The organism is Geobacillus sp. DSP4a, assembly GCF_013096875.1.
In the GTDB taxonomy this organism is placed as follows: Bacteria; Bacillota; Bacilli; order Bacillales; family Anoxybacillaceae; genus Geobacillus; species Geobacillus thermophilus.
Map to the genome: position 1 here is coordinate 43,077 of NZ_SDLD01000006.1, position 12,921 is coordinate 55,997.

Genomic DNA, 12,921 nt, shown 5'->3' on the forward strand with positions numbered 1-12,921 from the left:
GCTGCATTGCTATGGCGGCATTGACAGAAAAGTCGAGTTAGTTTATTATATAAACTAATAGCAATGGCTGATCCATCATTCGCGGTGCATACTAAAAGTCATGACGAAAAGGATGACCGAAAACGTGAGGACAGGGAACATCACTCTTGTCAAAAAAATGAATAAACAGCTCGTCCTGAAATTGATCCGCGACCAACACCCGATTTCACGCGCCGATATTGCGAAAACGACCGGACTGAATAAAGCGACGGTTTCAGCGCTCGTCGATGAGCTGATCGCCGAGCATTTTGTCCATGAAAGCGGCATCGGCGTCTCCACAGGCGGACGCCGGCCGCTCATGCTCCGCTTTAATGCCGACGCCGGTTCGCTTGTCGGCGTCGAGCTCGGCGTTAACTATTTGTACGCCGTGGTGACGAACTTAAATGCTGAAATCATATGGGAGCAGCGGCGTTCGTTCCGCCCGTCCGAAGGGCAGGAGGCGATTGTCGGCGAGATGGCCGAATTGGTTGAAGCCGCGGTCCGCCGGGCGCCGACGACGCCGTACGGCGTAATGGGAATCGGCATCGGGGTGCCGGGCGTTGTCCATACGGAAAGCGGGACGGTGATTTTTGCGCCGAACTTGCGTTGGGGCGATGTGGCGTTGGCATCGGCCTTGCAAAAGCGATGGCCGCAATATCCGGTTATTGTGGAAAACGAGGCGAAACTGGCGGCGCTTGGCGAAAAATGGTTCGGCGCCGGCAAGGAGTTTGCCCATTTTGTGTATATTAGCGCCGGCATCGGCGTCGGCGCCGGCGTCGTCCTTCATCATCAGCTGTATCGCGGGGTGAACGGGCTAGCGGGCGAGATCGGCCATCATACGATCGATGTCAACGGCGTCCGCTGTACTTGCGGCAATACCGGCTGCTGGGAAATGTACGCTTCACAAAAATATATTGAACGCCGTTTGGCCGAAGAAGGCCGTTCGGAGTGGCTGGACGACCGCTTTTCCATCGCCGCGATGGCGCTGGCGGCGGAAAGCGATGAACCGTTGGCCGGCATTTTGGCGGAAACGGGGCGTTATCTCGGCATCGGACTGTTGCAGGTGATCTACGCGTACAATCCGGAGGCGATCATTATCGGCGGCCCGCTGGCCCAGGCGGGCGAGTACGTGCTCGGCCCGGCTCGTCAAGAAGTGAGGAAGCGGATTCTCGTCAAAAAAGAAAGCGAGCCGTCCATCATCGCCTCGAAGCTGAAAGAGAAAAGCTGCGCCATCGGTGCGGCTGCTTCGGTGCTTGAGGCGGTCGTCCTGCCGCCGGAATTTGAGACGGCTCCTTGACGGCCGCAACAGCAAAGGCGCCTGCCTATATAGATGCAACGAAATCGTTTAACATATCCTTGACGGAAAAGTGGCTCATCCATTTTTGACTGTCGAAGGCAAGCCGTAGGCTTGCCTCCGTCACGCTAAGGCGTGACGGAAGACCGAACAACGACTCGCTTAAAGACCCATTCATGGGTCTTTAAGCGGTGTTGTTCGGTCACTCGACAGTTGGATGAAATGACCGGTCAAAACGAAAAATGTTAAAGCTTTAAATTGCATCTATATAGTCCGGCAGCGCGCCTCTTTTTGCTGATCGCTACGCTTTTTTCTTCACTTTCCCGGTCCACGTTTTAAATCCGCCTTTTAAATGGTACAAATCGCGATACCCTTTCCGGTAAAGCATTTGTGCGGCCCGCCCGCTGCGCAGCCCGTTTTGGCAATATAAATAAATCGGCTGGTCTTTGCGCAATTCTTTCATTCGCATGCGCAGTTGGGTCAGCGGGATGTTGCGCGCCCCTAAAATATGTCCAGCCGCAAACTCATCCGGTTCACGGACATCGATCAATTGCGCCTTCCGGTAGCCGGCGCGGAACTCTTCCTCTGTCAATGCTTTGACAATTCTCTTCTGCCAGAAGTACGTAATGACGGAATACACGATGACCGCCCCGAGAATAATGAGCAATGCTTCCACCCGTCATGCCTCCTTTCGCTTTGTCCGCTATTTCCTATTATATAGAGTTGCCGCTCGGAAGCAAAGTGTTTTCGCGATGCCATTTTTCTTCCCTTGGCCGGCGTTGTTTGCTAAACTAGTAAAGGTGATTCTGAAAAGAAGGTGGAACGATGGCTAAAAAGGAAGTATGGCGCTTTATTGACTCCGGCGAGGGCTCGCCGTCGTTTAATATGGCGCTTGATGAGGCGCTCTTAGAGTGGCACAGCGAAGGAAAAATTCCGCCGACGGTCCGCTTTTACGGCTGGAATCCGCCGACGTTGTCGATCGGCTATTTTCAAAAAGTGGAGAAAGAAATTGATTTAGACGCGGTGAAACGGAACGGCCTCGGCTTTGTCCGCCGCCCGACTGGCGGGCGCGGCGTTCTTCATGACAAAGAGTTGACATACAGCGTCATCGTCTCCGAATCGCATCCCGCGATGCCGCAGACGGTGACGGAAGCGTATCGCGTCATCTCCCAGGGCATTTTGGAAGGATTTCGCTTCCTTGGGCTTGACGCGTATTTCGCCGTGCCGAAAACAGAAGAAGAAAAAGCGGATTTGCGCAGCCCGCGCTCGGCTGTTTGCTTTGACGCACCGTCGTGGTACGAACTTGTCGTTGAGGGGCGGAAAATCGCCGGCAGCGCGCAAACGCGGCAAAAAGGCGTCATTTTGCAGCATGGTTCGATTTTGCTCGATTTGGACGAAGACTTGCTGTTCAGCTTGTTTAAATATCCAAACGAGCGGGTGAAAGAGCGTCTGCAGCGCGATTTTAAAAAGAAAGCCGTCGCGATCAATGAGTTGACGAGCCGCACGGTGACGATCGAGGAAGCGAAAGAGGCGTTTTACAAAGGATTTGAAAAAGGATTGAACATCGTATTGGAACCGTACACGCTCACCGCCGAAGAGTTGGCATACGTCGAAGAGCTGGCGCGGACGAAATACGAAAGCGATGAATGGAACTTTAAGCGTTAGGCGGCAATATGGAACATCGCTCCTGTTTTGGCAAAAACGGCATGGCTGGTCCGTTTTTCGCCGTTTTTTGTCTTTTTTTGCTTGACAAAAACGAAATGATTTGTTCTAAATCACAATATATAGTATGATTTTCATAAAAAATCATACTATATATTGTTTTTTTCTGTTTGATATGGTAAGGTAGAGAAGACAGGGCAACATTGGCAAAAACATGAGAGATTATATAATTATATAAAAGAGGAGAGATAGGAGAATGACGGTGGCGTCGTCCGAAAAAATGAAAATCAATATTGACAAGCTGAACGAGGATATCCGCCTATTTCCGCAAGTGCATCCGATTACGCCGGATATGCACATCACCCATAAAGGCGTATCCCGTTTGGTCATGTTGGACCGTTATTCGTTTAAGGATACGGAAAAGCTGACGCTCACACCGGGCGATTTCGTTGTGTTGACGATCAAGGAGGACCCGAAATTCCCAGCCCGCGGTCTCGGTTTTATCGTCGATATTGACTGGGAGGCGAAAAAAGCGCGCGTGTTGATTGAAGACGAATACCGGCACGTGCTCGAAGGCGAGGAGGCGGAAACCGGCATTGTCCTTCGATCGCTCGACATTATCGACAAGCCGCTCGAGATTTTCTATGAGCAAATCGCCAAGCGCAATGCGACCGGGCTGGCGGCGGTGGAAAAGACCGAAGAAAAGCGGAAAGAGTGGTTCGAAAAGTTTTATCAAGAGCTCGCCAGCTTGAATTTTGTTCCGGCCGGCCGCGTGTTGTACGGGGCGGGTTCAGGCAAGGAAGTGACGTATTTCAACTGCTATGTGATGCCGTTTGTGAAAGATTCGCGCGAAGGCATTTCCGAACATCGGAAGCAGGTGATGGAAATTATGAGCCGCGGCGGCGGCGTTGGGACGAACGGCTCGACATTGCGGCCGCGCCATACGCTTGCGCGCGGGGTGAACGGCAAATCGTCCGGGTCGGTCTCATGGCTTGACGACATTGCGAAGCTGACCCACCTTGTCGAGCAAGGTGGCTCCCGCCGCGGCGCCCAAATGATTATGCTGGCCGACTGGCACCCGGACATTATCGAATTCATCGTCTCGAAAATGCAAAACCCGCGCATTTTGCGCTACCTGCTTGAAAATATGGAAGACGAGGGCATCAAAAAAGCAGCGCGCGACAAACTGAAATTCACGCCGCTCACCGAGCGGGAGCGGGCGATGTACGAAGCGATCGTCCGGTACAAAAACGCGCCTGACTACGGCGGCTTCACAGAGGAAATTATCAAAGATGCCGAAGAAAAACTGCGCACCGGCGGTACATACACGGTGCACAACCCGGACTTTTTGACCGGTGCGAACATTTCCGTCTGCTTGACGAAAGAATTCATGGAAGCGGTCGAAAAGGACGAAGAATACGCGCTGCGCTTCCCGGACGTAGAAACGTATTCTGAAGAAGAAATGCGCATTTACAATGAAAAATGGCATGAAGTCGGCGATGTGCGCGAATGGGAACAAATGGGCTACCGCGTCCGCGTCTACCGGAAAATCCGCGCCCGCGAGCTTTGGAAGCTGATCAACATTTGTGCGACGTATTCAGCCGAGCCGGGCATTTTCTTCATCGACAATGCCAATGAAATGACGAACGCTCGCGCGTACGGACAAAAAGTCGTGGCGACCAACCCGTGCGGGGAACAGCCCCTTGCGCCATATTCGGTCTGCAACTTGGCCGCCATTAACTTGGCGAACATGGTGGACAAAGAGCGGAAAGTCGTGGACTATGAAAAACTGAAGCGTACGGTTGAAATCGGGGTGCGGATGCAAGACAACGTCATTGATGCTACGCCATACTTCCTTGAGGAAAACAAAAAACAGGCGCTCGGCGAGCGCCGCATCGGCCTTGGCGTCATGGGGCTTGCCGACTTGCTCATTTACTGCGAAAAAGCGTACGGCTCCGAGGAAGGAAATCAACTTGTGGACGAACTGTTCCGCACGATCGCCACGACCGCTTACCGGGCCTCGATCGAGCTGGCGAAAGAAAAAGGCAGCTTCCCGTTTTTGGTCGGCGAAACGGAAGAAGAAACGCAAAAGCTGCGCGAAGCGTTCATCAACACCGGTTACATGAAACGGATGCCGGATGACATTCGCCAAGATATTTTGAAATACGGCATCCGCAACTCACACTTGCTGACGGTGGCGCCGACGGGATCGACGGGGACGATGGTCGGCGTGTCAACCGGGCTGGAGCCGTACTTCTCGTTCTCGTACTACCGGAGCGGGCGCTTGGGCAAATTTATCGAAGTGAAAGCAGACATCGTGCAAGAATATTTGGACAAACATCCGGAAGCCGACCCGAACCATTTGCCGCCTTGGTTTGTGACGGCGATGGACTTGCCGCCGGAAGCGCACGCCGATGTGCAATGCATCATTCAGCGCTGGGTCGACTCGAGCTTGTCGAAAACGGTCAACGCGCCGAGAGGCTACACCGTCGAGCAAGTGCAAAAAGTGTACGAGCGTTTATGGCGCGGCGGCGCGAAAGGCGGCACCGTCTACGTCGACGGCAGCCGCGATGCGCAAGTGTTGACGTTGAAAGCGGAAGAAAACCGGATCGAAGAACAGCTAGAACTGCTTCCAGAAGAACAAGAGGAAAAAGAAACGAAACGCGCCGTCGTGCTTGTCGATACGATTCAAGATGTGCGCGCCACCGATGTGACGATCGGCTCCGAAATCGGCAACATTTGCCCGATTTGCCGCGAAGGAACGGTCGAAGAGATCGGCGGCTGCAACACGTGCACGAACTGCGGCGCCCAGCTGAAGTGCGGCCTGTAATGGTGATACGGATGGGTTTGGATGGATGAAACGCTGGTTTCCGTAGAGGAACCGGCGTTTTTTTTTTACATAAAAGGCAAAAGCCAAAATATAGTGGTAAAAGGAGGGAACGAAAGGGGGAGCGTCATGATTGTTCATGTCGTAAAGCGCGGGGAGACGCTTTGGCAGTTGGCTCAGCGTTACGGCGTTCCACTCGAGCGGATTGTCGCCGCCAATGAACTGAGCGACCCGAACCGGCTAGCCATCGGGCAGGCGGTTGTCATTCCGGTGCCGTATCGCTATCATACCGTCCGTGCAGGGGAAACGTTATGGCAGATCGCCCGCGCGTATGGAGTGACGGTCGAAGCCATCGTGCAGGCGAACCGGATCGCCAACCCGGCGCTCATTTATCCCGGCGCGCTGTTGTTGATTCCGGCTCGCATTCATACGGTGCGCACCGGGGAAACGTTAGGGCAAATTGCTGCCGCTTATCAAGTCAGCGTCCAGCAAATCATCGAGTTCAATCCCATCGCTGATCCGAATGTCATCACTCCCGGACAGCGGCTCGTCATTCCGCCGGCCAAACCGCTCATCGAGGTGAACGCATTTACGGTGGACCAAGGGGAGAAAGGGGCGGAGCAAGTGCGCGAAGTCGGCCGCCATTTGACGTACGCCGCCCCGTTCGCCTATACGATCCGCGCTGATGGCGGACTGAATCCCATCAATGATGTGGCGATCATTCAGGCCGCTTTTGCCGCCCGTGTCGTGCCGATGATGACGATCACCAACTTTACGTATCAGGATCCGGGTTCAAGATTGGCGCAGACGATTCTGGCCGACGTTGCGCTGCAAACGCGATTGCTTGACAACGTCATTCAAGTGATGCGAGCAAAAGGGTACCGCGCGTTGAATGTCGATTTTGAAAATGTCTACCCGTCCGACCGCGAGCGGTACAATGCGTTTTTGCGGCGGGCGGCGGCTCGGCTTCACGCGGAAGGATATTGGTTATCGACATCGCTCGCTCCCAAAATCAGCGCGGAACAAAAAGGATTGCTGTATGAAGCGCACGACTATCCAGCCCATGGGCGCATCGCCGATTTCGTCGTGCTTATGACGTACGAGTGGGGCTATCGGTTTGGGCCGCCGCAAGCCATTTCGCCGGTGAACCAAATTCGGCGCGTGCTTGATTATGCCGTGACCGTGATTCCGCGGGAGAAAATCATGATGGGATTTCAAATTTATGCCCGCGACTGGGTGCTGCCGCACGTGCCAGGGCAAGAGGCGGAAACGTTCAGCCCGAAAGAAGCCGTGGAGCGCGCCATTCGTTACGGGGCGTCCATCCAATACGATGCGGCGGCCGCCTCGCCGTTTTACCGGTACACGGACGAGCAAGGCCGCCAGCACGAAGTATGGTTTGAAGACGCCCGCAGCGCGTTGGCGAAATTTGACTTGGTGAAAGAATACGGATTGCGCGGAATCAGCTACTGGGTGCTCGGGTATCCGTATCCGGAAAACTGGGTGCTGTTGGAAGACAATTTCCGCATTCGCAAGCGTGGGTAAGCTAAGCAGTTAGAGCGTATGCGCCGGTCATCGGGCATGCGCTTTTATTTTGTTTCTTGGAGTTCGAGCCGCTTTTTGAGTTGATACATTTCCAGATCGTGCTGGCCGATCTTATGATTTAAATATTCAATCGCAATGTTCGCGTTACGCCAATCATGTGACAGTATCTCGAACATACGCCGATGCTCAGCCAGCTCGTCCTCGATTTTTTTGAAATGGCTGCGCGTTTCGATGATGAAATGGTCCAACTTTTCCTCGAGGCGCTGTTGTCGTTCTTCGAGGCGTTGTTGCCGTTCTTCGAGGCGCTGTTGCCGTTCTTCGAGGCGCTGTTGTCCGGCTTCTAGTCGGTCGAGGCGTTCATGAATCGGCTGCAACTCCTCTTTCAGCACTGAGCGAAGCAATTCGACAAGCTCGTGAGACATTCTGCATCCCCCCCTTTCAGCTTAGTTTTATTGTATCATTGCGTTTATGAGCTGTCATGGCAAATCGCAAAGGAGTACGAATGTTTTGAAAGGAGTGGATTTATCTAGTTTGACGTTTGAGCTCATCCAGCATCGGTTTACCAAGCCGGCCAAGCGGGTCATCGAGCAGCGTTACCCGAAAACCAAGCTCGATTTGGACGAATCGAAGCGCAAGTATAAGTGGGGGCGGTACGGCATCGGCAAATACGTGTATCGTGACGAGGAGGCGCAGGAGCTGGAGGAAACGATGCATTCGTACATTGCCCGCTTTTCCCGGCGGCTGAGGTGCAGTATTTTACGTAATGCCCCTTTTATGGTACAATAGAAATGATTGCTATTTTTGTCTGCCAAAAGGGCCGACGCATCGGAGTGACGGTATAGGCCGGGGGATTTGCTGGCGGCAGGCAAACGTTGCAGGAGGGGACAAACGTTGCCGACACCGAGCATGGAAGATTATATTGAGCAAATTTACATGTTGATTGAAGAAAAAGGCTATGCCCGCGTTTCGGACATCGCGGAAGCGTTGTCCGTTCACCCTTCTTCAGTGACGAAAATGGTGCAAAAGCTCGATAAAGATGAATATTTGGTGTATGAAAAGTACCGCGGCCTTGTCTTGACGCCGAAAGGAAAAAAAATCGGCCAACGGCTTGTGTACCGCCATGAGCTGCTTGAGCAGTTTCTTCGCCTCATTGGCGTCAACGAAGAAAACATTTACCGCGATGTGGAAGGGATTGAACACCATTTGAGTTGGAACGCCATCGACCGGATTGGCGATTTGGTGCAATATTTTCAAGAGGACGAACGCCGTCTTGAGGCGCTGCGCGACGTGCAAAAGCGCAATGAGCAAGGGGAGTAAGCGACTGCTTGCTCTTTTTTGTTTTTCGTACTAAACGCCTTTTCTTTCTCTTACATATATATAAACAGCGAGAAAGGGGAGGCGGCGATGAACATTGATCTCGTCTTTTCCGGCGGCGGAGTGAAAGGGTTTGCGTTGCTGGGGGCGTATGAGGCCATTGAAGAAAAAGGGCTGCGCTGGAAGCGGCTTGCCGGGACGAGCGCCGGGGCGCTGCTTGCTGCGCTACTGGCGGCTGGATACACCGCCCGTGAGATGACGCAGTTGCTCGAGGAGCTTAGGCTGGAGCAGTTTTTGGATGAACGGGCGTCGTGGGTTCCGTTTTCTGTTTGGAAGTGGGTGCGCCTATATTGGCATTTAGGAGTTTATAAGGGAAACGTGTTTGAACAGTGGATCGAATCGGCGCTCGCTGCCCGCGGAGTGCGTACGTTTCGGGATGTACCAGCCGACAGTTTGTATATCGTTGCCTCCGATGTGACGAACGGGCGCATCGTCGTGCTGCCGGATGATTTGGCGATATACGGCATTGACCCCGGCTCGTTTTCGATCGCCAAGGCGGTGCGGATGAGCACGAGCATTCCGTACTTTTTCGAGCCGGTCCGCCTTCACGGACGGGACGGCACCTCCCTCATCGTTGACGGCGGGGTGCTCAGCAACTTTCCGCTGTTTCTCTTTGATGAAGAAAAAGAAACGAAAAAACGGCCGGTGCTCGGCGTTCAATTGAGCGCCAAGCCCGGCCAACGGCCGAAACGGCGCATTGCCAACGCGCTTGATTTGTACGAAGCGTTGTTTGCGGCGATGAAAGAGGCGCATGACGCCCGCTATATTTCGCGCCGCCATGAAAAAAACATCATCTTTTTGCCGGTGGAAAACGTTCTTGCGACCGAGTTTTCCATCGACCTGGAAGCGCGCCGGCGTCTCATTGACTATGGGCGCGAGCGGGCGCGGCAGTTTTTGCGGCGGTGGGCGTTTTGAGCGCCCAAAACAAAAAAGAATCAAGCTAAAAGGAAGCCCGATTCTTTTTTTTGCCTTTTTTGCCCTCGATGACGGTCAAATGCGGAGTCGCCGTTCGCTTTTTCAACGGCCGTTTTAGTTTCGCCGGCTTCGGCTGCTTGCGCGCGGAGCGGGGATGAAGCTTTTTCGACTGCCGCACCGCTTTTAGATACGACAATCGTTCTTTGTTAGTGCGGCGTTGGTAGACGAAACGGTAAAAGAGATAAATCGCGGCTGCAAACAGCGCAACAAACAACAGCTGGCGAAACAGCACCGTCGGATGGGCAAAAAGGGTATACACAATGCCAAGCGTCCCAAGCAAAATCATAAGTCCGGCGAGCGGGTGAACAGCCCTGCGCCGCAATGAATCCACCCCCTTTACGATTACTGCACCGCTTTTTTCGCTTCCGCTTCCGCCTCTAAACGAAGAAGCTGCTGGAACGAAGCGATGGCCACTTCCACTTGGTCGTCGTCCGGCTCTTTTGTCGTCAGCCGCTGCAGCCATAGACCGGGATAGCCCAGCCAGCGCAGCAACGGAATGTCCCTCCATTTATTTGTAAACTGCAGCACCTCAAACGAAACGCCGAGCACGACCGGAATTAAGGCGAGCCGGTTCACAATCCGCAGCCAAAGCGGATCGGTCGGCACGAACAAATACAGAAACAAGCCGACGATGACGGTAAATAAAATGAAGCTGCTGCCGCACCGGTAGTGAAGGCGCGAGGCGCGTTGGACATGTTCGACAGTGAGCGGCCAGCCCGCTTCATAGGCGTTGATCACTTTATGTTCCGCCCCGTGGTATTGAAAGACGCGTTTTACAAGCGGCGTCAAGGAAATAAAGTAAATGTAGCCGAGCAATAAGGCGAGCTTAAAAGCCCCTTCAAGCAAAATTTGCCCCGTTTTTCCCGGGATGAGCGGCTTGAAAGCGGCGGCGAGCAACGCTGGGATGAGCGTGAACACCGTTTTGGCGAACAAAAACGAGAGCACGCCGATCGCGGCGGCGCCGAGAATCAGCGTCAGGTTGGAACTGCTTTCGGCCTCCGTCTGTTCTTCCCCTGGGGCGACGTCATACCGTTCGCTTGCAAACTGCAAATGTTTGGCCCCGGTTGCGCTCGCTTCAATAATGGCGACGATGCCGCGGACAAACGGGATTTTTTTGAAGGCGGCCAGCGTCGGATTGGCGCGGCGCGGTGCGGAAAAGTACTCGATCGTTCCATCGGTGCGGCGAATGGCGGTGACAGAATGCGTTTTGCCGGCAAACATGACCCCTTCGACAACCGCCTGGCCGCCGTATAACGGTTTCTCTTGTTTCATCGGGCAAACACCAACCTATTTTTTTATGTTTATTATTTTATTCTACAAGAAACGTCCGGAAACCTCTAGGTTGATGTTACTGTTATGATTTCCAAAAAATCCATTATTTACACAGAGGCGGTCATTTTTTTGCTTGATTCATGGGGCGGCAAATTGCAGGTCATACTAACAGACAAGGAGGTGCAGCATGATGGCGGAACAGAAAGGAAAACTGGAGCAAGAAAAAACGGAACGGCCGATGACGCTCGTGCAAAAAACGATTATCACCGGATTTGTCGGCGGGGTGTTTTGGAGCTTGATGGGCTATTTGGCTTACTTTTTCAACTTCAGCGAAATCAGTCCGAACATGGTTCTCATCCCGTGGGTCGCCGGCGATTGGAAATACGGCAGAGCCGGCAATTATGCGGCTATTGTGTTGATCGGCATCATTTCCATTGCGGCGGCGCTTCTTTACTATGCAATGCTAAGGAACATCCGCGGCATGTGGGCGGGAATGTTGTATGGCGCTGCGCTTTGGGTAGTGGTGTTTTATTTGCTCAATCCGCTGTTTCCGAACGTGAAGCCGGTTGCGGATTTAGAGACGAATACGGTCATTACAACGCTCTGCTTGTACATTTTGTACGGCGTGTTTGTCGGGTATTCGGTTTCTTTCGAGGCGCAGGAAATGAACCGGCCGTCGCCAAGCGCTGAACCGCAGGCGGCCAAGGAAGGAAGCTAAGCTGTCGGCCAAAGCAGGCGCATATGGCGGAAACTGCTGCGATCATGGTAAAATAAAGAAGGTTTCCATATTTTTTAGGCGCAGCCGATCTCGCGCATCGGCAACCGCCAACGTATCACATCGCCTTTGTATTACAATATTCATGGGTAGAGGAGAATGAAACATGGAAAAGCTGGAAAGGCTTCGAGCGTTGCTTGAAGAGCAGCATCTTGACGGGCTGTTGGTGACAAACGGCTGCAACCGCCGCTACATTACCGGATTCACTGGCACCGCCGGCGTTGCGCTTGTCAGCCGCCAAGGGGCGGTCTTTATTACGGATTTTCGCTATGTCGAGCAGGCGGCCAAGCAAGTTGAAGGATTTGAAATCGTCCAGCACAGCGGACCGATCGTCGATGAAATCGCGAAACAAGTGAAGCGGCTCGGGATCAAAACGCTCGGCTTTGAGCAGGAGCATGTGACGTATGCGGCGTACAAGGCGTATGAAGAGGCGATTGATGCCGAGCTTGCGCCGACATCCCATGTCGTGGAAAAGTTGCGCTTGATTAAGTCGGAAGCAGAGATTAAGATATTAAAGGAAGCAGCGGAAATTGCCGATGCCGCATTTGCTCATATTTTGTCGTTCATTCGTCCGGGCGTCAAAGAAATTGAAGTGGCGAATGAGCTTGAATTTTTTATGCGCAAGCAAGGGGCGTCTTCGTCCTCCTTCGATACGATCGTCGCCTCTGGCTACCGTTCGGCGCTGCCGCACGGGGTGGCGTCCGAAAAAACGATCGAGCGCGGTGAACTCGTCACGCTTGATTTCGGGGCTTACTACAAGGGATATTGTTCCGACCTGACAAGGACGGTCGCCGTCGGCCAAGTCAGCGCTGAGCTGCAAACGATTTATGGCATTGTCCTTGAAGCGCAGCGGCGCGGCATGCGCGGGATCAAAGCGGGCATGACCGGCAAAGAGGCTGACGCACTGACGCGCGATTATATTCGCGAACAAGGGTATGGCGATTATTTCGGACATTCAACCGGCCACGGCATCGGCCTTGAAATTCACGAAGGGCCGACGCTTTCGGCCCGCTCCGATGCGGTGCTGGAGCCGGGCATGGTTGTGACGGTCGAGCCCGGCATTTACATCCCGGGGCTCGGCGGGGTGCGCATTGAGGATGATGCGGTCATTACCGCCGATGGGAACGAAGCGCTCACTCATTCGCCGAAAGAACTGATCATTTTATAACGGATAGCGTGAGG

Annotated in this window: 12 protein-coding genes and 1 pseudogene; 9 read left to right on the forward strand and 4 right to left on the reverse strand. The window is 53.5% G+C overall.

Annotated elements, in window-relative coordinates:
* The first annotated feature begins 124 nt into the window (after positions 1 to 124).
* Entirely contained in the window at positions 125 to 1,315 is a 1,191-nt protein-coding gene (locus ETC02_RS03575) for an ROK family transcriptional regulator (RefSeq protein WP_171698061.1), read from the forward strand.
* A gap of 298 nt (positions 1,316 to 1,613) precedes the next feature.
* On the opposite strand, the gene ETC02_RS03580 is transcribed toward ETC02_RS03575, so the two are convergent.
* Positions 1,614 to 1,988 carry a rhodanese-like domain-containing protein gene (locus tag ETC02_RS03580; protein WP_033016410.1) on the reverse strand — a complete coding sequence of 125 codons (375 nt, stop codon included), beginning with the start codon at positions 1,986 to 1,988 and terminating at the stop codon, positions 1,614 to 1,616.
* A gap of 149 nt (positions 1,989 to 2,137) precedes the next feature.
* On the opposite strand from ETC02_RS03580, the gene ETC02_RS03585 reads away from it, so the two are divergent.
* From ETC02_RS03585 to ETC02_RS03595, 3 genes are all read left to right on the forward strand, one after another.
* Entirely contained in the window at positions 2,138 to 2,977 is an 840-nt protein-coding gene (locus ETC02_RS03585) for a lipoate--protein ligase family protein (RefSeq protein ID WP_033010185.1), read from the forward strand.
* A gap of 253 nt (positions 2,978 to 3,230) precedes the next feature.
* Positions 3,231 to 5,804 (forward strand): vitamin B12-dependent ribonucleotide reductase, encoded by a 2,574-nt coding sequence (locus tag ETC02_RS03590; RefSeq protein ID WP_033009680.1) that lies wholly within the window; start codon positions 3,231 to 3,233, stop codon positions 5,802 to 5,804.
* Positions 5,805 to 5,930: 126 nt separating this feature from the next.
* Positions 5,931 to 7,343 (forward strand): glycoside hydrolase family 18 protein, encoded by a 1,413-nt coding sequence (locus ETC02_RS03595; protein ID WP_050368693.1) that lies wholly within the window; start codon positions 5,931 to 5,933, stop codon positions 7,341 to 7,343.
* Between the two features lie 44 nt (positions 7,344 to 7,387).
* Here ETC02_RS03595 and ETC02_RS03600 read toward each other — a convergent pair whose 3' ends face one another.
* Positions 7,388 to 7,765, reverse strand: coding sequence for a coiled-coil domain-containing protein (locus ETC02_RS03600; protein ID WP_033016412.1), 378 nt, complete (start codon positions 7,763 to 7,765; stop codon positions 7,388 to 7,390).
* Positions 7,766 to 7,850: 85 nt separating this feature from the next.
* On the opposite strand from ETC02_RS03600, the pseudogene ETC02_RS03605 reads away from it, so the two are divergent.
* The 3 genes and pseudogenes from ETC02_RS03605 to ETC02_RS03615 all read left to right on the forward strand — a co-directional run.
* Positions 7,851 to 8,107: pseudogene (locus tag ETC02_RS03605) on the forward strand (spore photoproduct lyase family protein); the annotation flags it as partial.
* Between the two features lie 127 nt (positions 8,108 to 8,234).
* A complete protein-coding gene (mntR, locus tag ETC02_RS03610; protein ID WP_033009676.1) occupies positions 8,235 to 8,660 on the forward strand; it encodes a transcriptional regulator MntR in 426 nt (141 codons plus the stop codon).
* Positions 8,661 to 8,747: 87 nt separating this feature from the next.
* Entirely contained in the window at positions 8,748 to 9,632 is an 885-nt protein-coding gene (locus ETC02_RS03615) for a patatin-like phospholipase family protein (protein ID WP_050367545.1), read from the forward strand.
* 25 nt (positions 9,633 to 9,657) lie between these two features.
* Here the strand turns inward: ETC02_RS03615 and ETC02_RS03620 are convergent, their stop codons facing one another.
* Both ETC02_RS03620 and ETC02_RS03625 read right to left on the reverse strand, forming a co-directional pair.
* Positions 9,658 to 10,014 (reverse strand): SA1362 family protein, encoded by a 357-nt coding sequence (locus ETC02_RS03620; protein WP_033009672.1) that lies wholly within the window; start codon positions 10,012 to 10,014, stop codon positions 9,658 to 9,660.
* A gap of 20 nt (positions 10,015 to 10,034) precedes the next feature.
* Entirely contained in the window at positions 10,035 to 10,964 is a 930-nt protein-coding gene (locus tag ETC02_RS03625) for a DUF1385 domain-containing protein (RefSeq protein WP_033027765.1), read from the reverse strand.
* Between the two features lie 187 nt (positions 10,965 to 11,151).
* On the opposite strand from ETC02_RS03625, the gene ETC02_RS03630 reads away from it, so the two are divergent.
* On the forward strand, positions 11,152 to 11,682 hold the full coding sequence (locus ETC02_RS03630) for a YqhR family membrane protein (protein WP_050367544.1): 531 nt from the start codon (positions 11,152 to 11,154) through the stop codon (positions 11,680 to 11,682).
* 163 nt (positions 11,683 to 11,845) lie between these two features.
* A complete protein-coding gene (locus tag ETC02_RS03635; RefSeq protein ID WP_033009385.1) occupies positions 11,846 to 12,907 on the forward strand; it encodes a M24 family metallopeptidase in 1,062 nt (353 codons plus the stop codon).
* Positions 12,908 to 12,921: the final 14 nt, after the last annotated feature.